The following is a 19,940-nucleotide window of genomic DNA, read 5'->3' as shown; positions in this document are numbered from 1 at the left end:
AAGTTGTTTCAATCGAACAGCAGGGCCTCGGTCAGCCCCTTGTCGGGATCCGGTTCATCGATGAGGTGGGCCATGCCGACCAGGCTGCGAGCCAGCTTTTCGTATGCGAGCCACTCAGTATGCAGGTGATCGAACACCTGGTTGATCAGTCTAGTGGTTTCGACTTCCAGGCTGTCTTCATCGAATGCGAACACCTGATCGAATCGAACAGATTCCAAGTGTTCGTTAAGTATCTCTTGCTGTTCGAGCAGTGAGTCATAGCCGTCGCGGCACTCTTCGCGAATTTCATTGGCGAATTCGGTGAATGCCTCGTCTGTATCGTCGAAGTGCTCCCGCAGGTGGGTGGGGATGTCGTTCAGACTTGTAAAACGCTTGCGTCCTCCATCCCGGCGGATCTCTCCAACCAGTGCCTCTAGCTCATCGAAATCGCCGAAATCTGGCAACCAACCGCACAAGGTATTGGCATGCAGGGCTTCGGAGACGCACTCACTGATCTCGTTCATGCTGGCCGCCAGGGGAGTGCGGCGAAAGAACGGGGCCAATAGCGCATGCAAATCGTTGAAAGCTTGTGCACGTGCTTGGTAGCGGTGGGCGATGAGGTTGGCTTCTCGGGCGTTCATAAGGCCTCACTGGCATTGGTTGGACGTTCAAAATGCGCAGACGTCGACGACCTGCGGCTGGCGTGTATAAGCCGGCGTTGGCCCTGATCCGGGTCATAGTGGCGAAATGCCCTGAGGCTGTCGAGAGTGCAGTCGCCGATCTTTCGGGGAATGACGGCTGAGCGCTTTCCGGCATTTGCTCGAATGCGCAGGGAAGATTGAATTATCGCCAGTCGTTTAAGGCAGTGGTGCCGTTAACCGACGCCAGGGGTTCTGGCCAAACTGCGTCGCGCCCAGCGACCTCCCGATCAGACCACAGTGGCCCTGCCTTCAGGCAGGCACAAGCAGGAGGATAACGCCAAGCCCCGCCCACCCGCTCCTCGACCGCCCTGCGCGGAATTGGCGATTATGGTGAATTGCCCCCCACCGTTATCCACAGTCTGGTGAAGCTACAGGGGCAAGCTGGTCGCCGGGTTCCATGGTTGCGCTATACCAGCAGGGTGGGGCCTGGCTGGATAGTGGAGCGGAGGAGCAGTCCATGAAAAGAGCCATCGAGCAGGAGACCTTGGCCGCCCTGGTCGAGACCGGCGCGGCGCGGGAGTTTCGCGTGCTGCGCGAGGGCGAGACCTGGCGTCTGGAACTGCGCCTCGGCGCCAAATGGCTGCCGATCCGTTCACGGCGCGAGCCGGTGCGCTATTGGCGCTCACTCACTGCCGTCGGGCGGTTCTGCGAAGGGGTGGGCATCAAGGTGCTGACGGTGCAGTTTTGACCAACCGCTCGTTATCTCTGTCGTGCCCGCCAAACGTCTTCGATGTCGACAGTAGCCAACGCTTCGCGCATCCGTCTGAACGCGTTATCAGAAAAACGGGGAATCCGGGTCGATCCAAACTCGAAGACATCACGGCAGGCCACATCCTCATCGACTCCCAGATGCGCTCGTAGCGCGCTGGCTTTGGGCAGCGTCAGTCCGACCTTTTGCGCGAGGTCGGCGGCTCCCAGGTAGAACTTCTTCTGAAGATCCAGCTCCCGCACCGCCGCCGCTTCAGCAGGATCGTCACCGCCGATATATCGGATGGGGGCGCCTTCCTTCTTGGTGAAGTGCACGAGCAGATTCACCCCTTCACCATCCGTCCGTGTGCCTACTGTGGATAAACGTGGAAAGACCTCTTTGATCCCTTGGCCTGCACGGACGGCCTTTTCAATGCGGTCAATATCTCGTTCGGAGACCTCCACCTCTTCGACCGCAATAGATTCCATGGCCAGCATGGAGCGAATGCGTGCACGCGCCTCATCCCGTTGCCGCCGTCCTGGCTCCAGTAATTCCCTAACCAAGTGATATTCGCGATCCACCAGAAACTCGAAGTCTCCTGGCGGGGATGGTTGAGACGGGCAATACCCGAGCCGGGATATGCTCGATCAAGGCATCTTCCAGGGCTCGCTGAAGGTAGGCATCAAAGGCGGTAATCAGTGCCCTCGTATTGAGGTACAGCAGATCCTCCGCGACCACAATGAACCAATGCTGGGCGGCATCGCGTAGGCTGTCGACGGCTCGCATCACTCCCGCTTCCTCTGCCGTCAGGCCATAGTGCGCCATACAAAGTCCGAGGCTTTTGTCGAAGGTTATAGAGCGTCCAGTCTCCTTATCAAAAACCTTCGCTTTGTTCTGAACCAACACCGCCTTTAACAGCATTTCGCACGCATGCTGAAGGTGTAGCAAGACGGTGGTAATGCGCCCATCGTCATCAAAGCTGTTAAAGGCCTGCATCCCTGTACGGAGGGAGCTGACGGCTTTGGTCTTCAGCGTTCTGGCGTCGCGCAAGAGCTTCATCATTCATTCCTTTGATTGGTGTAGTTATCGGTATCCATCCAAACACGATCCGGCTGAACATTACACCGCGTCCCCAAATGTCGCCCTCTCCAGTACCTGATGCTGCTTCTGCCACTCTGGCATGTAGCTAGCCACCAGGCCCCAGAATGCCTTGGTGTGGTTTTTCTCTACCGTATGACAGAGTTCATGAATGATGACGTAATCCTGCACGCTGGCCGGCAACTCCATCACGCGAGGATGAAACTCCAGGGTGTTGTTTGCATCGCAGCTGGCCCACCGGCTTTGGAAATGACGAATACGAGCGCCCGTTGCCTGAAGGCCAGTTTCACGCTGCCAGTGACGGACGCGCACCAACAATTTGTCTTGAGCACGTTCCCGGTAGAAACGCTCCAACAGCGGTATCAATGCATCAGGCTGGATGCTCGCGCTATCTGGATTATCCACAATAAAGCGTGATGCCGTGAAGGTCAGTCGGGGCTTGAGGATATCTGGTGTATGCCTGACTTCGGTGAAGTAGGTACGCCCGGCATAGCGCAAGCGGCTGCCCGTCACGATAGCTTCGTTAGCCAAAGGCAAATTTACCTGGGCCAGCTTTTCGCGAATCCAGCGCGCACGGCGGAGCACCAACGCCTCTTGTTCAGGATCATCCACCTGTGGCCCACGCAGCAGAACAGGTCGTCCCCGTTCTACGGTCACGTAGTGGCGCTTGAGGTTGGTATCGAGCTGGAAGTACCACTCGATAGTCGTTTGGCCGTAATGCAATACAGGCATGGTCAGCGCCGCGTTAGTTTTTCAGCAAAATATCGAACAGGGCAGCCTGCGGCTGCAAATCGCCCGTTCTTACGATCGCGTAGCAGCAGAAACATTGATTTGAGCTTTGTCATGATGCCCGTTATTGATCATCATGAAGCCTGCTTACCCACCGCTGCTGCTTCAGATGAGTCCAGCCTACGCACCTCGACCGCTCAAAAACCTCTTCACCGCTAACCAGTATTGGGCACATCTCCTCGAAGGGGGCTATGAAGACATGACGCCTTCTTCATAACGTCAACTTGATGCATAGGCATCTTAAAATCCCCATGCATAAACTCATCAGTCCTCGTTTAGCCGCAGCGGAACGAACTGACACTCAGATGCTGACTTTGTACATTCATATCCTTGAATTCCAACCGCGCCACGCTCTTTAATCCAATTGTGCTGACCTTCAATGGAAACGATAAGTGTCTTTAGTCTATTCTCATTTCCTGATTTTCGATACTCAAGATCTATTACGCCATTATCTCCGCTTAGTGAATAACTACAGTTAGTCAATGTTCCTCCCTTCTGACTTTTATCCACTGAAAGATATAAAGCAGTGGAAAACTCTTTAATGGAGTGTTTCTTGTGTGGTTGAGAAACCCAGTTCCCCTCCCAACCAGCAAACGTTTCCGGCGCGATATAGATACCATTAACGTACTTCACGCTTTGCGGGACAGGACAACTCATAGCATGAGCGTTAGCTGCCATAATGCAGGGGGATGCGGTCAATATAGCCGCCAGCAGACTGGTCTTGTGAAGCCTGTTCATAGCACTTGTCCTCTTGTCTGGTTCTTATAAATAGAATGAATGACTAGGCTCTATACGTAAACCAAAAAATACGATTGCTTGTAGAGAGCACGGAAGTGTTAGTGGAGCCGCACCAGCCGGCAGTTCCCAGCCTGCGGGGAAATATGAGGGCCGGGGAGCAATGAACATCGATTTGAGCTTTGCCATGAGGCCCATTATTGATCATCATGAAGCCTGCTTACCCACCGCTGCTGCTTCAGATGAGTCCTGCCTACACGCCTCGACCGCTCAAAAACCTCTTCACCGCTAACCAGTGCTGGGCACACCTCATCGAGGAGGGCGGCTTACGCGACATCGAAGTCGAGTCCGTCACCAAAATGCTGGCCTGCGGCACCTCGATCCTGGGCGTCAAACACTACACCTGCGGCAACCACAGCTGCCCGCACGTCAAATACCTGTGCAACACCTGCAGTTGCCGCGCCTGTCCATCCTGCGGCAAAAAGGCTACCGATCAGTGGATAGCCAATCAACAGCACCGCTTACCCGAGTGTACCTGGCAACACCTGGTGTTCACATTGCCTGACACCCTGTGGCCGCTGTTCTTTCATAACCGTCACTGGCTCGATGCCTTGTGTCGCCTGGCCGTCGACAACCTGCTCTATGCGGGCCGACGCCGGGGCGTGGAGGTGGGTGTTTTCTGCGCCATCCACACCTACGGGCGGCGACTTAACTGGCACCCACACATCCATGTCTCGGTCACCTTGGGTGGGATCGATGACGCAGGTGTCTGGAAAGATCTTTCGTTTCATCCATCAGCCTTGCGTCGACGCTGGATGTGGAATGTACGCCAGTACCTGCTCAGTCAGTGGGAGCACACCACCGTCCCACCTGAAAACGCTCATCTGCAGAGCGAAAATGACTGGCGTCACCTCGTGCTCAACGCCGGTGGTCAGCACTGGCACATCCACTTGTCGAAGAAGACGAAAAACGGCAAAAAGACCGTCAATTACCTGGGCCGCTACCTGAAAAAACCGCCCATCTCGGGCAGTCGTCTGGCGCACTACACCTCCGGTGCCACGTTGAGCTTCACCTACCTGGATCACCGCACCAAGACCTATCAACAGGAAACACTGAGCCAGACCGACATGCTGCGCCGGGTGGTGCAGCACATCCCGGAGAAGCACTTTCGGATGATCCGGTATTTTGGATTTCTGGCCAACCGCGTCTGTGGCCGACAGCTACCCCGGGTGTATGAGGCGATACGAATGGAAAGGCGTGGCAAAGCGCCAAAACTGTATTTTGCGCAGATGAGCAAAGCGTTCTTGCATCGGGATCCGTTCAGCTGCGTGCTGTGCGGAGCGCGGATGGTGTACACCGCAGCCATCGCCGGTCTGACAGTGCAGGGCTTGATCAACAACGCTCAAAGCATCGCGCAATTGAGGTACGTGCCGGCCTGATACGGGAGAGGTGCGTCCAAAATCTGGAAAAGGCACAGAAAAGTCGCTTTCAATCCATTTTTCGGCGTGGGTGATGGGTGAAAAAAGCTTTTTGCCGACATCGACGCCACGTTGGCATCACGCAGAGGGTGCCTTTTTAGGAGGATTACCCTGTATAGGAATTATTGAAATTCCTATACATCAAGATTCGCTTGGCGTGTTCACGTGCTACTGAGCGCTCCCACCCCGCCAGCGGCATCAACAACCCGCGCAGATGGTCTCTGATGTCCGGGTGCAGATCCGGCATCTTCTTCCAGTTGTCGGTGGCGACCGTCCGGCTCAGCTCTCCATCCTCGAACAGTTTGGTCGTTGCCACCCTGGCCGTGTCCTCGGCCAGTAGCGCGGTTAGGTAGTGATACACCGCTGAATGTGCGGGTTTGATAAATCCGGTGTTGTCCTTGTCCTGGATGCGCTGACCGAACAATTCCAGTTGCTCCAGAAATTTAGCCTGGGTAATGCGACCCGCCTTTTCTTCTTCCAGCAGCTTTTGCAGCTCCTCAGCCAGCTTGTCGAAGAATGCAGGGTCTTTGTCCTTGCCGGTGACAATTGTATGTTTCAGCTGGTTCTTCATCACCAGGGCTCGGCTACCAGGGCTGGCCAGCTGCTTCAGGCGCGCCATGTCGCTGGCATCAAGAATCGACACCTCATGGCCCAATAGGCTCTTAGCCGGACTGGCGGCAACGTACTCATCCAGCAGCTGTTGAAGCAGTACAGACTCCAGCTTGGTGATGCGCTCCTTGTAGGTATTACCTGGCAGCTTGTCCCGCAGCATCAACCGTATTTCACCTAACAGGGTGAAGTAGGGCTTGAAGGGCACGCCGCGCACATCCGGCAGAATGATGTCCACAGAGCGGTTGAACTGCTTCACCAAGTCCAGGAACTCTTCGACCATGTCCAGTCTGGTAGCTGGATCTAGGAAACGCTCGGCGTCAGTCTTGTACCCCTCACGCTGCGCAACCGGATCATGTTTTTTCGGCAGCAGCTTAAGTATGCGGTCAAGCGTGGCTTGCAGCTTGGGCAGTTCGGTTTCGACACCTTCCCAGACCTGTGAAGGCTTCACTTCGCCGCCGTAAATTTTCAGCGCATGGTCGAGGTGCTCGACCACTCCGTGGTAATCCACGATGTAACCGGCATTCTTGCCGGGCAGGGTGCGGTTCACCCGTGCGATAGCCTGCAAAAGGGTGTGTTCCTTGAGCGGTTTGTCGAGGTACATAGTGCCGACAATCGGGGCATCCCACCCGGTCAGGAGCATGTCGGAGACAATGATCAGCCCAACGTTGTTCGCCTGCGGTTTACCATCCAACCCACTACTTTCCTCTCCGTAGGGCAGGGGGAACAGCTTGCTGACAAAGTTGCCAATCTGCTCGGACGGCATGGCCACCGGGGTGTTTCCGGCTTTCACTTCGGCCTTGACCCGTTCCTCGATGCTTTGGATCTTGTCGAGGTCGACCTCGTACTCTGATGCCTCCTCCATAGCAGAAGCACCCGTGCGGGAAGCGGTGATGCTGGCCAGGGAAATAACCACCTTGCTGTCAAAGGTTGGCAGCCCTTTTTGCACTCGCTCGGCCATGATTGCATCGAGCAGATCCTTGTAACCCACTGCCATATCGCGTCCGTCGCACACCAGCATGGCCTTCAAGCCCTTGGCCTTTACGTTACTGAGGAAGTGCTCGACCAGATGTTCAGCGACCTGTTCCATACGGTTACCGGCCTGACGCCAGCGGCGCAGCAGTTCGCGCTTAAGCTCGTGCTGGCGAGCTTCACTCTGGCCAGAGAACTGCTCTTTGAATGCAGCATCCAATTCAGCGTTGGCCGACAATGCTACCCAGGCATCCTGGTATTTGATGGACAGGGTCGCGCCATCCGCCACCGCTTCATGCAGGCGGTATTCGTCGATGTATTCACCACCGCCAAACTCACCCAGTGTGTGTTTGTCCTCTTGCAGCAGCGGCGTACCTGTGAAGGCAATGAACTTGGCGTTGGGCAAACTGGCGCGCATAAAAGCCGCGAGGAAATCGTACTGGCTACGGTGAGCTTCATCGACCAGCACATAGAAATTGGATTTGGTACTCAACACCCGGAAATGTACCTTCTCCCGGCTGATTTCTTCCCACTTGGCTTTCACCAGCACACCGTTCTCATCCACTTGCCGGTGGCGAACATTGCGCTCATGCAGGATGAAGAAGTCCTTCTCCTCGCGAATCCGCCGGTGCCGGGTTGCTTGCAGGGCATTGTCTTCCTCATCAGGAGTCACAGCAGGCTGCTCACCGGGCTGCTCGTTCTCCTGGAACTTCTGCACCGTGCTGGTGAACACACTGCCGTAGTCGTTGGACAACATCTTCAGCAAGCCTTCAACCGACACGGCCTGAATAGCACTGATGCCCACTGCATGGAAAGTATCGAAGATCTGTTTGTCGAGGTCTTTGCGGTCGGTCAGTACCAACACAGTAGGGTTGTTCAAACCGGTGCTATCGGCACGCAACATGCGAGCGAGCAGGGCCATGGTCAAGGACTTACCGCTACCCTGGGTGTGCCAGACAACACCGCCCATGGGTTTTGGAGCACACAGGCGATCCAACGTTTTGCGCACGGCCCGCCATTGTTGATAGCGCGGCAGCTTTTTCATTGTCTTGCCGTCGCGGGTTTCGAACAGCGCAAAATGTGTAATCAGTTGCAGGAAGCGACTCGGCTCGAACAATGCCCACAGCAGGCTTTCCTGCTCACTCGGGACATCGCCCAGCAAAGCAGCTACAGCAGCAGATTCCTGCGCCTGCAACCGATAGCGGGCGTAGTACGCAGGCTTGGTAAGGATCGCACCATATGCCCCCTCACGCCGATTAAGCCCAACGCATACCTGGTTGAATACAAACTGGGTTGGGAAACAGTTCTGATAGCCATCCAGTTGCCCCAAGGCCTCATCCAGACGGTGATGGCTGGCTTTGCATTCGATGATGGCCAGGGGCAGGCCATTCACAAACAGGAGTAGGTCGGGACGGAAAAAATCCCCATCAGCGTTGCGCCCCACATACTGATCAACCACATGGAAGTCGTTGTTGGCGGCATCACTGGCGTCGAAGAAACGCACACTACGCGGCCTGCCTTCGACGTCCTTCACCTGAATATCCGAACGGTGCACCACCTGTTCCCAGAACGCCTTATTCGCGGGCAACAGCTCATCGTTGAGACGTTTACGTAGCTCGATCAGTGCGGTAGGGATGCCACCGGGTACGCTCTCCAGCCACGGGTTGAGGATCAGCAGTCGAGCCTGCAACACATCGTCCAATACCGGTGCCAGGTGACGATATTCAACCTGTACCTGATTACTGGATAGATGGGTGTAGCCCAGCTTGACCAGCCAATTAATGGCGGGCAGTTCAACCCCGACTTTCTCCGGTGACTGGCTCATTGCTTACTCCTGTTCCTTGGAGGTTTCCCTCGGGCGACTTCGATACCAAACCACCGTAGGGCCATTATCGGCTTGGCTTTGCTTACGAATTTCAAACTGCTGCGACTCATGGATGACATGACGCCAACTACCGCAGCCATAGCGCTTCGGCGTCAGCTCTGGATAGGTCTTGGCAATCCAACGAATAGCCTCGAAAAGAGGTGTCCAACCTGCATGGGCCAGCTTAGTTTCCGCTTCACGCAAGCAGGCAGTTATCCCACTGCTGGGCCAGTGTACGATGCCATCTAGCCAAATACCGTTGATAACGGCATCCCTATACTCTTGGGTTTGCATAAAGGACACCATAAGCTGTCGAGCCTCATCCATGGATTTGGCCCAGTCGCGCAGCGTCAGGTAGTGGCCGTCGATGGTTTCGTAACTTTCATCGAGATATGACTCAGCGGCTATACAGCCATCGACGCCCCAAAGGTCGAAGCGCTGAAGGAAGTGGTGCACCAACTCGTTACGCAGGTCGACCAACTCCTTCAGCGCAGCCTTGGTCTCGGCATAACGTTCTTCGGTTAACTCCATCTGACATCGGAAGCTAACCCATACCCGATCAATTGGCTCCGCTTGCTCTGGCTCATCAGACAAGTCCGGCAGTTTCAGATAGCTCTCGGTCAGCATCCCCACCAAGGTACCCAGAGTTTTCTTATCGGCACAGGCAACCTTCTCGTCGCGAATCGCCTGAAGTCGTTCCGGAGGGCCACTCAACTCGCCATGGGCCACCATGGCCTTCAGCAGCCGCTCGTACTGCTGCGACTGCAATATGCAGCGCCCAAGCTTGCGCTGCACGGTGCGCTGAAGGTCAGGCAGAGGATCTGAGGGCAGGGGGATGATTTCGTCCATGAATAAAATCTCAGACCGTACCGGTAGGGCTATCGATCTTGACCCGCCATTCGCCGGTTAGCAGTTTTTGCATCAGCCCGCGTTTGAGGGTTTGGAAATGGTTTTGCTTACTGTTCAAGGCTTCAATTTTGGATGTAACGTCAGAAAGAATCGCTGCAATGTGCTCTTGCTCAGCTAGCGGTACTAAAGGCATCCGAATGCTTAAAAATGCTGGCTTGGAGATGTTCTTCATGCTGCCACTTGTGCCCGTTGCTGCCTTACTGATTTCTTGACGAACAAATGGTGACTGCAAATAAAAAGACAGCCACTTTATCGAATGGGGGCTTTCAGAGGGCTCGATTTGCCAGAGTTTGTCTGGGAGAAACAAGTTGGGCCACGCAGAATTGACATACGCTGATTCACCGACTAATGCAGGAGTGTTCGCTCGACTGACGATAATACGTCCCTGTAAAACGGGCTCAGCGACGCGCTCTCGCTCCTCGGGGACAACTGTCTTATGACAATTTGGATAGAACCCACCACGGAGTACGCAACTCACCTTGAGGACACCGATCTCATCATCACCATGCATACGATCTTCTGCGTTAACACTGACCCCTGAACGAAGAGCTGATACGTAATCCGCTATCACGCCAACATCCCATAGCGCTGGAATCGTGCCGAGTTCACTGTCCTTGAACTCGGTATGCTGAATCCAACGACCAGTAGTATCTTGGGTACCCACGCCCCGGCTGAACAGGGCTTGCATCAGGCCCTGTTTCAGAGCCTGTGTGGCTTTAATCTGACGGAAAATTACGTCCAACTTATCGTCAACCGCAGTGAGGATGGCGGCGATCTTTTGTTGTTCGGGCAGTGGGGTACGAGGAACAGGCAGCGACAACACTGTCTCTTTCGAGATGTTCTTCATGCTGTTGCTGGTGCCAGTTGCACTGGCAGCAATCAATCGGCGAACCCCAGGATGCTGCAACCAGTAAGACAGCCAACGCTGTGAGTGTGGACGGTCTGAAGGCTCAGTTTGCCAAAGGCGATCAGGTAGGAAGAGATTGGGCTCATCCTTTGTCACATAGCCTGACTCACCAACAAGCGCAGGAGTATTCATGCGACTGATGATGATCCGGTCTCCGACAACGCTTGTTGCCACTCTTCCCATGTCTTCCGCGACGACTACCTTGTACTGCTCCGCAAAAAATCTACCACGGAGTACAGCACTGGTCTTCAGCACACCAAGCTCGCCCTCTGTGCAGCCAGAGTCAGTTTCAAAAGCATTGACGCTAACACCTGCTTGCAGCGCAGTTACAAAATCGCCAATTACCCCCATCTCCCAATCTGAGGCAACGTCTCCTATTGCAGTCTCTCGGAGCGAATCAGCCTCACATTGGCTCATACCCCAGTCTCCAGCAGTCCCAACTCCATCAAATAGCGATTGAGCCGCTGATCAATCTGCGCTTCCTCCTTGGCCAGGGTCGCCATATGCGCCAAAGTGGCAGCCACATTTACGACCTCGTCGGACTCACCGTTATCGATGTAACGGACAATGTTGAGGTTACCGTCATTGCTACGGATTTCGTCCAGAGTCACCAACCGACAATAGTTTTCGACCTCAACTTGCTGCTCAAATGCCGCCTTGTGGGTGCTGACAATGCGCAAGATATCTTCAGCATGTAGGCTGTTCTGCGCCTTACCTTCTAGATAGTCTCGGCTGCCGTCAATGATGATGACCTTGTCCTTTAGGGCAGAGGGTTTTTGCTTGTTCAGGATCAACACGCAAGCCGGGATGCCGGTGTTGTAGAACAGGGCTGAGGGCAGGCCGACGATGGCTTCAATCACGTCGCCCGGCTGGTTGCCGCTGGCGGCGCCAGTCCCGAACAGCAGTCCTTCGCGGATCTTGCCTTCCTCGCCACTTCGAAACAGCACTCCATGGGGCAGGATAACGCCCATGCGGCCATCAGCCTTGAGGCTAGCCAGCATATGCTGAGCAAAGGCAAGGTCAGCATAGCCCCGTGGCGGGACGCCATAAACTAACCGACCATAGGGATCGCTGACCTGCTTATAGTTGGGCGCTTTGACCTTCTTGCCATTCTCCTGCTCGTTTTCGTTGCTCAACTCCAGCGGAGTCCACCAGGATTTGGCTGAGAACGGAGGATTAGCAATAACCCTGTCGAATGTCTTCAGGTAATCGCCGTCGAGGTGTTTGGGTTCGACCAGCGTATCTCCACGTTCAATAGATGCATGCATGTTGTGCAGGTAAAGATTGAGCTTGGCAATGGCCCAGGTGCCTAGGTTCTTTTCCTGCCCGTACAGCAGCACATTAGGCTTGCCCATCAAGGTGCCATCGGGCAAACCAGATACATGATGGGCGCTCTCAACCAACATACCACCACTGCCGCAGGTGGGATCATACACACTGTGCCCCGGTCGCGGATCAATCAACTCAACCACCAGTTGCACCACTGCCTTTGGCGTATAGAACTCGCCACCTTTCTTACCCGCATCGTCGGCAAACTGCTTGATCAAATACTCGTAAGCATCGCCCAGCATGTCGGCCTTATACAGGTCGTCATTGCCCAATTTGTACTGGTTAAAGTGACGCAGCAGGCGCTGCAAGGTGGCATCCGCCAGCACTCGCTTGTCACCATACTGGGTAGCGGTCAGTACGTGTTGCAATTCGGGGTTGTTGGCCTCAATGGTCGCGAACGCCTTGTCCAGAGCCTCCCCGATATTCTCGGTACGTGAAATCAAGTCAAACCAGCGGGCACTGATAGGGTACTTGCCCCATTTGTCCTCGATTTCCTCCTGAGCTTCGCCATAGCTCAGGTTTTCCTCTTCCCTCAGCTTGGTGACACGCTCGTCGAACACGTCGTTGTAGCGTTTGAGAAAGAGCAGGCCGAAGATGTAGTTCTTGAAGTCGGAAGAGTCGATGGAACCGCGCAGAATGTTCGCGGATTCCCAGAGCCAAGACTCCAGCGTTTCGAGTGACAACTTGTCAGCCATGGGTAAATCAATCCCTATAAAAGCACGAAGCCCAACGCCAGTGACTACTGCCATCCAGCATGGGCATATCAGAAAAAAGTGTGCCTGATTGTACAAGTCGACGTCACTTGGAGCCCGAAAAATCCATCCCCTTGTAACGTCAAAACCCCGGCAGACCTTTCGGTCAACCGGGGTTTATTGGTAGGGCAGTGGGCCATTAACCTTGGTCGATGCGCTTAACTTTGACCGAAAGGGCAAATAACTTTTCCCACCTACAGGCTGGCTGGCTGGCTGGCTGGCTGGCTCAGCATGCGATTTGTTTTAATGAATCCGCAAGCGTGTCTCACTGGGCCGCCCATCAGCGGTGATTTAAGGGGCTGATGGGCGATGCTGTTTTGATTGCCGTAAATTGCCTCGTATCAGCTACACCTTAGGTCGCCCAATTTTTTGCCTTCGTCAAAGCGAGATTTTCCGATCATCCCTTGTAGCTTCGCTACAAAATGCAGTCCACAGATGCCGCCCAGCCATCCCTAAATCTCTCAGTCAGAAAGAAAAACCCCGGCGCTAAGCCGGGGTAGTGACGCTTTTTGTCATGACAATAACCTGCACGAACATGACAATTAACTTGCCCGTCGACACGTCCATCAGAAGTCCAGGTTGGACACCGCCAGCGCATTGCTCTCGATGAAGTCACGGCGTGGTTCGACCGCATCACCCATCAGGGTGTTGAAGATCTGGTCAGCGCCAATGGCGTCTTCGATAGTGACTTTGAGCATGCGACGCACGCTTGGGTCCATAGTGGTTTCCCAGAGCTGATCCGGGTTCATTTCACCCAGTCCTTTGTAGCGCTGGATGGTATGACGCTTGGTGCTTTCAGCCATCAGCCAGGCGAGGGCTTGTTTGAACTCGGTGACGGGCTTTTTGCGCTCGCCACGTTGCACGTACGCGCCTTCTTCCAGCAGCGTGCTTATCTGCGCGCCCAGGGCCGTGACGGTCTTGTAGTCGTTGCTGCCGAAGAAGTCGCGGTTGAAGGTGATGTAATTCGACAGGCCGTGGGAGATCAGTTCGACCTCTGGCAGCCAGACGTTACGCTCACGGTCTTCGCGCAGGCTGGCTTTGTAGACCAGACCCGACTTCTCGCCAGTGCGCAGACGCACGTCGAACAGTGCCAGCCAGGCTTGCATGCCCTCGTGGTCGGATAGCTGCTCCAGGGTGATTGGCGGCAGGTAGACGAAGTGCTCGGTCAATTCCTGTGGGTACAGACGCGAGAGGCGCTTGAGGGTTTTCATGACCATGCGGAAGTCGTGAACCAGTTTCTCCAGCGCGGTGCCCGAGATACCCGGTGCAGACTCGCTGAGGTGCAGACTGGCGTCTTCAAGGGCCGATTGGGTCATGTATTCTTCCATGGCCTCGTCGTCCTTGATGTACTGCTCCTGCTTGCCTTTCTTGACCTTGTACAGCGGCGGCTGAGCGATGTATATGTAGCCACGCTCGATTAGCTCCGGCAACTGACGGAAGAAGAAGGTCAGCAGCAGGGTGCGGATGTGCGAGCCGTCGACGTCAGCATCGGTCATGATGATGATGTTGTGATAGCGCAACTTGTCGATGTTGTACTCTTCGCGGCCAATGCCACAGCCCAGCGCGGTGATCAAGGTGCCCACTTCCTGAGAAGAGATCATCTTGTCGAAGCGTGCTTTTTCAACGTTCAGAATCTTGCCCTTAAGAGGCAGGATGGCCTGGGTTCTACGGTTACGTCCCTGCTTGGCTGATCCGCCAGCAGAGTCCCCTTCCACCAGGTACAGTTCGGAGAGGGCAGGGTCTTTTTCCTGGCAGTCAGCCAGTTTGCCTGGCAAGCCGGCGATGTCCAGCGCGCCTTTACGGCGAGTCATCTCACGGGCCTTGCGCGCGGCTTCACGGGCACGGGCTGCGTCGATCATCTTGCCGACGACGGCTTTGGCTTCGTTCGGGTTTTCCAGCAGGAAGTCGGAGAAGTACTTGCCCATTTCCTGTTCGACTGCAGTTTTGACTTCGGACGAAACCAGCTTGTCTTTGGTCTGCGAGCTGAACTTCGGATCAGGTACTTTGACCGAGATAATTGCAGTCAGACCTTCACGCGCATCGTCACCGGTGGTCGCGACCTTGTGCTTCTTGGCCAGACCTTCCTGCTCGATGTAGTTGTTCAGGTTACGCGTCAGTGCGGATCGGAACCCCACCAGGTGAGTGCCGCCATCGCGCTGTGGAATGTTGTTGGTGAAGCACAACAGGTTCTCGTTGAAGCTGTCGTTCCACTGCAGGGCAATCTCGACGCCAATACCGTCATCGCGCTGGACATTGAAGTGGAACACTTCGTTGACCGGCGTCTTGTTGGTGTTCAGGTATTCAACGAACGCACGCAAACCGCCTTCGTACTTGAACAGTTCTTCCTTGCCGCTACGCTCGTCCTTGAGGACGATGCCAACACCGGAGTTCAGGAACGACAGTTCACGGATCCGCTTGGCCAGAATGTCCCAGCTGAAGTGGATATTCTTGAAGGTCTCAGCAGATGGCTTGAAGTGAATCTGGGTGCCGGTGCTGTCGCTTTCGCCGACGATTTTCATCGGTTCTTGTGGAACACCGTGAATGTAGGTCTGTTCCCAGATCTTGCCGCTGCGACGCACTGTCAGCAACAGAAGTTCTGAAAGGGCGTTGACCACGGAAACACCTACACCGTGCAAACCGCCGGATACTTTGTAGGAGTTGTCATCGAACTTACCACCCGCGTGGAGCACGGTCATGATGACTTCGGCTGCCGACACGCCTTCTTCTTTATGCACGTCTACCGGAATACCGCGGCCGTTGTCGCGCACGGTGATAGATTCGTCTGGATGGATGATGATGCTGATGTCGTCGCAATGGCCTGCCAATGCTTCGTCGATCGAGTTATCAACCACCTCGAACACCATATGGTGCAGACCGCTGCCATCGTCTGTATCACCGATGTACATTCCGGGACGCTTGCGTACGGCATCAAGTCCTTTCAGCACTTTAATGCTGGACGAGTCGTACGTTTGGTTTTCGCTCATGCAATCACTCCCGATGGTCGTGGGTCTGGGTGATACGGCCTTGTTCCACGTGGAACAATGCGACTGGCGTATCCGTCTGCCAGCCTTCCCTCAAAAATTCTTGATCTACACAGGTGATAAATACCTGGCAGCGTAATTCTTCCAGCAAGCGGCAAAGCGCGCGTCGATGGTTGTCGTCCAGTTCGGAGGGCAAGTCATCCACCAGGTAAATACACTGGCCGCGACGGACCTGGCTGACCAGGTGTCCTTGAGCAATACGCAGTGCACAGACCACCAATTTTTGCTGACCACGTGACAAGATATCTGCCGCGTTGTGGGCACCTAATCTAAGGCGCAGATCAGCACGTTGTGGTCCTGCCTGGGTGTGGCCCATTTGCTGATCGCGATTCAGGGAGGAGGCGAGCACAGTGCTCAGCTCTTTTTCCTTGTCCCATCCTCGGTAGTAGCTAAGGGTCAAACCTTCAAGTTCAACAAGTTCGCTCAAAGTCTTTTCAAAGACGGGCTTCAATGCCTTGATATAGGCTCGACGAAACTCATCGATCTCGTCACTTGCCAAACACAGCTCCCGGTCCCATGCCGCCTGCGAAGCGGCGTCAAGTGTACCATGCCGAAGCCACGAGTTTCGCTGCTTGAGGGCCTTCTGCAGGCGCTGCCAGGTGGACATGAAGCGAGGTTCCACGTGGAACACTCCCCAGTCCAGAAACTGCCTGCGAATCTTCGGCGCGCCCTCAAGTAATCGGAAGCTATCAGGATTGATTAACTGCAGCGGCAGGATCTCGGCAAGCTGCGCAGCGCTGCGTGCATTCTGGCCGTCGATGCGAATCTGAAATTCACCCTGCCTATCGCGTGAAACACCCAGATTGCTGTGGCCGCCTTGCGCGAGATCAACCTGCCCGAAAACCGTACATGACGGCTGCTCGTACTGAATAACGGGAAGCAGACGACTGCTGCGAAACGAGCGGGCGATGCCCAGCAGATGGATCGCTTCCAGCACACTGGTTTTGCCGCTGCCGTTGGCACCGTAAAGGATATTGATACGCGGGGAGGGGGAGAGGGTCACCGGGTGCAGATTGCGCACCCCGGTGACCGAGACGCGACTAAGAGACATCTAGGTTGCGCTGGACATGAAGTTACAGACGCATCGGCATGACAACGTAGGCGGAATCGTCGTTATCCGACTCTTGCACCAGAGCGCTGCTGTTGGAGTCAGAGAGAATCAGGCGAACCTGTTCGGTGGTCATGACGCTCAGCACGTCGAGCAAGTAGCTCACGTTGAAACCGATCTCCAACGCCTCACCGTTGTACTCGACGCCGATTTCTTCTTCTGCCTCTTCCTGCTCAGGATTGTTGGCCTGAATTTTCAGTTGGCCGTTAGCCAGTTGCAGACGAATGCCACGGTACTTCTCGTTGGACAGAATCGCGGTGCGGCTGAACGCTTCACGCAGGGACTGACGATCGCCCAGTACCAGCTTGTCGCCACCCTTGGGCAACACACGCTCGTAATCCGGGAACTTGCCATCGACCAGTTTCGAGGTAAAGGTAAATTCACCGGTGGTGGCGCGGATGTGATGCTGACCCAGCACGATGCTGACCATGCCGTCCTGCTCGGTCAGCAAACGCGCCATCTCCAGAATACCTTTACGAGGCACGATGACCTGATGACGGTCGGCGTGTTCGATATCGGCTGACATCGAGCACATTGCCAGACGGTGGCCATCGGTAGCCACTGCACGCAAGATTCCGGCACTGACTTCAAGCAGCATGCCGTTAAGGTAATAGCGAACATCCTGCTGAGCCATCGCAAAGCTGGTGCGCTCGATCAGGCGACGCAGTTTGCTTTGCACCAGATTGAACGTCAGCGAGCCGGGGCCTTCTTCCACCGTCGGGAAATCGTTGGCAGGCAGCGTGGACAACGTGAACCGGCTGCGACCTGCCTTCACGATCAGTTTCGAGTCATCAAGCTTGATGTCGATCAGCGCATCATTGGGCAGGCTTTTGCAAATGTCCATAAGCTTGCGCGCGGGAACGGTGATTTCCCCAGGTTCGGCAGGCTCTTCCAGCTGAACACGGCCAACCAGCTCGACTTCCAGGTCAGTACCGGTCAGCGACAGCTGCTGGCCTTGCACGACCAGAAGCACATTGGAAAGAACCGGCAAGGTCTGGCGGCGTTCTACCACGCCGGCGACCAATTGCAGGGGTTTCAACAGGGCTTCGCGTTGAATGGTGAAATGCATGGTCTAGTCCCTTGCCTTGATAAGCTGCACTGGCTTCATCACGTAGTCAGAGTGCGCAGCAGGTTCTTGTAGTCCTCACGGATATCCGCGTCGGATTCCTTGAGTTCGTTGATCTTCCGGCACGCGTGCAGAACAGTCGTATGGTCCCGGCCACCAAACACATCGCCGATTTCCGGCAGGCTGTGGTTGGTGAGTTCCTTGGAAAGTGCCATGGCCACTTGACGCGGTCGGGCTACGGAACGGGAACGACGCTTGGACAGCAGGTCGGAGATCTTGATCTTGTAGTACTCGGCCACGGTTCGCTGAATGTTATCCACACTCACCAGCTTGTCTTGCAACGCCAGCAAATCTTTCAGCGACTCGCGAATCAGCTCGATGGTGATATCGCGACCCATGAAGTGCGAGTGGGCAATGACACGCTTGAGCGCGCCCTCGAGTTCACGGACGTTGGAACGGATACGCTGGGCGATGAAAAACGCCGCATCGTGAGGCAGATCGACCTTGGCCTGATCTGCTTTCTTCATGAGGATCGCTACGCGTGTCTCAAGCTCCGGTGGCTCGACCGCGACGGTCAGCCCCCAGCCGAAGCGGGACTTGAGTCGCTCTTCCAGGCCTTCGATTTCCTTTGGATAGCGGTCGCTGGTCAGAATGACCTGCTGTCCACCTTCCAGCAGCGCGTTGAACGTGTGGAAAAACTCTTCCTGTGAACGTTCCTTGCGAGCGAAAAACTGAATGTCATCGATCAGCAACGCATCAACCGAGCGGTAGAACCGCTTGAACTCGTTGATTGCGTTGAGCTGCAAGGCCTTGACCATGTCCGCTACAAAGCGCTCCGAATGCAGGTAGACAACCTTGGCGTTCGGGTTCTTCTTCAGCAGATGATTACCCACAGCGTGCATCAAGTGAGTTTTACCAAGGCCCACGCCACCATAAAGGAACAGCGGGTTGTAGCCGTGCTTGGGGTTGTCGGCAACCTGCCAGGCGGCAGCGCGTGCCAGCTGGTTGGATTTACCCTCGACGAAATTCTCGAAGGTGAATGTGCGGTTCAGGTAACTGGTGTGCTTGAGCGCACCTTCGACCTGCACCGTACGTTGCTCGGCACGGGCCGGCGCCTGCTGCGAGCTGGCGCCTGCCATCGGATCGAAGCTGTCGCGTGACGGCTCGTCGTGAGTGGCGACGTTATGCACAGGCACAGGCGCTGCAACCATCGGTGCAGGAACGGCCATGGCCGGTGCAGACGCTGAAACGCTGCTGACCGAATTGCCAGACAACGCCTGGGACGCTGCAGCAGCCAATGGCGCATTCGGTGCGGCACGCGGCGCTGAGCTGCGCTTGCTTCCTATTAATAAGGAAAGAGCGGGCGCCATGCCTTGACCACGTTCGCCGAGAAGCTCAAGCAAACGGCCGAGGTATTTTTCATTGACCCAATCGAGAACAAAGCGGTTGGGTGCGTACACACGCAACTCGTCGCCTTCGGCTTCGACCTGTAGCGGACGGATCCAAGTGTTGAATTGCTGGGCCGGCAGCTCGTCGCGCAAAAGCTCCACGCACTGCTGCCAAAGTTCCACTGACACGGATATCCCCTGAGTTGAAAGCCGGTGAGGCAAAAACAGCCGCCATTGTAACGATCCGAGGACGACTTATCCACATGTAGGTTGCTCACAGATAGCTATAAATCAACGATTTATCGATTGGCCACACGACAAACGGTCGCGCCACGAGCTCTGTGGATAACCTGACTTCAGCCCATTGCATAACTCAGGGTTAAACCCTGTGCACAACTCGCCTGTGGATAAAACTGCATTCCATGCACAGCTTTTCCGAGGGTGCGGCACAGGCAGAGCACCGTTTCTCGACAACCTTTCTGATCTCTGTACACATTGAATATCAAGGGCTGTAGACAGTTATCCAC

13 protein-coding genes and 1 pseudogene are annotated in these 19,940 nt (G+C 55.3%); 2 read left to right on the top strand and 12 right to left on the bottom strand.

Going from position 1 to position 19,940, the window contains the following annotated elements; all coding sequences use genetic code 11:
- Positions 1-8: 8 nt before the first annotated feature.
- Positions 9-620 (bottom strand): hypothetical protein, encoded by a 612-nt coding sequence (locus tag PSPTO_RS00075; protein WP_011102942.1) that lies wholly within the window; start codon positions 618-620, stop codon positions 9-11.
- A gap of 517 nt (positions 621-1,137) precedes the next feature.
- Here PSPTO_RS00075 and PSPTO_RS00070 point away from each other — a divergent pair.
- Entirely contained in the window at positions 1,138-1,368 is a 231-nt protein-coding gene (locus tag PSPTO_RS00070; protein ID WP_046463578.1) for a hypothetical protein, read from the top strand.
- 11 nt (positions 1,369-1,379) lie between these two features.
- On the opposite strand, the pseudogene PSPTO_RS30575 reads toward PSPTO_RS00070, so the two are convergent.
- The 3 genes and pseudogenes from PSPTO_RS30575 to PSPTO_RS00050 all read right to left on the bottom strand — a co-directional run bounded on the left by PSPTO_RS30575 (position 1,380) and on the right by PSPTO_RS00050 (position 3,993).
- Positions 1,380-2,430 (bottom strand): annotated as a pseudogene (locus PSPTO_RS30575) (hypothetical protein).
- A gap of 57 nt (positions 2,431-2,487) precedes the next feature.
- On the bottom strand, positions 2,488-3,198 hold the full coding sequence (locus tag PSPTO_RS00060; RefSeq protein WP_011102938.1) for a SprT family zinc-dependent metalloprotease: 711 nt from the start codon (positions 3,196-3,198) through the stop codon (positions 2,488-2,490).
- 321 nt (positions 3,199-3,519) lie between these two features.
- Positions 3,520-3,993 carry a DUF3757 domain-containing protein gene (locus PSPTO_RS00050; RefSeq protein WP_011102937.1) on the bottom strand — a complete coding sequence of 158 codons (474 nt, stop codon included), beginning with the start codon at positions 3,991-3,993 and terminating at the stop codon, positions 3,520-3,522.
- Between the two features lie 206 nt (positions 3,994-4,199).
- Between PSPTO_RS00050 and PSPTO_RS00045 the strand changes: the two genes are divergently transcribed.
- Positions 4,200-5,429 carry an IS91 family transposase gene (locus PSPTO_RS00045; protein WP_004667395.1) on the top strand — a complete coding sequence of 410 codons (1,230 nt, stop codon included), beginning with the start codon at positions 4,200-4,202 and terminating at the stop codon, positions 5,427-5,429.
- Between the two features lie 145 nt (positions 5,430-5,574).
- Here PSPTO_RS00045 and PSPTO_RS00040 read toward each other — a convergent pair whose 3' ends face one another.
- From PSPTO_RS00040 to dnaA, 8 genes are all read right to left on the bottom strand, one after another.
- Positions 5,575-8,874: a type I restriction endonuclease subunit R gene (locus PSPTO_RS00040; RefSeq protein WP_011102936.1), complete on the bottom strand. Its 3,300-nt coding sequence runs from the start codon at positions 8,872-8,874 to the stop codon at positions 5,575-5,577.
- A 3-nt stretch (positions 8,875-8,877) separates the two neighbouring features.
- Positions 8,878-9,762: an OST-HTH/LOTUS domain-containing protein gene (locus PSPTO_RS00035; RefSeq protein ID WP_011102935.1), complete on the bottom strand. Its 885-nt coding sequence runs from the start codon at positions 9,760-9,762 to the stop codon at positions 8,878-8,880.
- 10 nt (positions 9,763-9,772) lie between these two features.
- The gene (locus PSPTO_RS00030; protein ID WP_226992673.1) at positions 9,773-11,146 is read right to left on the bottom strand and encodes a restriction endonuclease subunit S; all 1,374 of its coding nucleotides are present in this window, start codon (positions 11,144-11,146) and stop codon (positions 9,773-9,775) included.
- Positions 11,143-12,753: a type I restriction-modification system subunit M gene (locus PSPTO_RS00025; protein ID WP_161797786.1), complete on the bottom strand. Its 1,611-nt coding sequence runs from the start codon at positions 12,751-12,753 to the stop codon at positions 11,143-11,145. Before PSPTO_RS00025 ends, PSPTO_RS00030 begins: the two co-directional genes overlap by 4 nt.
- Positions 12,754-13,376: 623 nt before the next feature.
- Positions 13,377-15,794, bottom strand: a complete 2,418-nt coding sequence (gene gyrB, locus PSPTO_RS00020; RefSeq protein ID WP_005768224.1) for a DNA topoisomerase (ATP-hydrolyzing) subunit B — start codon at positions 15,792-15,794, stop codon at positions 13,377-13,379.
- Between the two features lie 4 nt (positions 15,795-15,798).
- The gene (gene recF / locus PSPTO_RS00015; protein WP_003377871.1) at positions 15,799-16,902 is read right to left on the bottom strand and encodes a DNA replication/repair protein RecF; all 1,104 of its coding nucleotides are present in this window, start codon (positions 16,900-16,902) and stop codon (positions 15,799-15,801) included.
- 22 nt (positions 16,903-16,924) lie between these two features.
- Entirely contained in the window at positions 16,925-18,028 is a 1,104-nt protein-coding gene (gene dnaN / locus PSPTO_RS00010) for a DNA polymerase III subunit beta (RefSeq protein ID WP_005768226.1), read from the bottom strand.
- 38 nt (positions 18,029-18,066) lie between these two features.
- Positions 18,067-19,602: a chromosomal replication initiator protein DnaA gene (dnaA, locus tag PSPTO_RS00005; RefSeq protein ID WP_011102932.1), complete on the bottom strand. Its 1,536-nt coding sequence runs from the start codon at positions 19,600-19,602 to the stop codon at positions 18,067-18,069.
- Positions 19,603-19,940: the final 338 nt, after the last annotated feature.

Source organism: Pseudomonas syringae pv. tomato str. DC3000 (assembly GCF_000007805.1).
In the GTDB taxonomy this organism is placed as follows: domain Bacteria; phylum Pseudomonadota; class Gammaproteobacteria; order Pseudomonadales; family Pseudomonadaceae; genus Aquipseudomonas; species Aquipseudomonas avellanae.
This window is presented reverse-complemented; position numbering and strand designations above follow the sequence as displayed.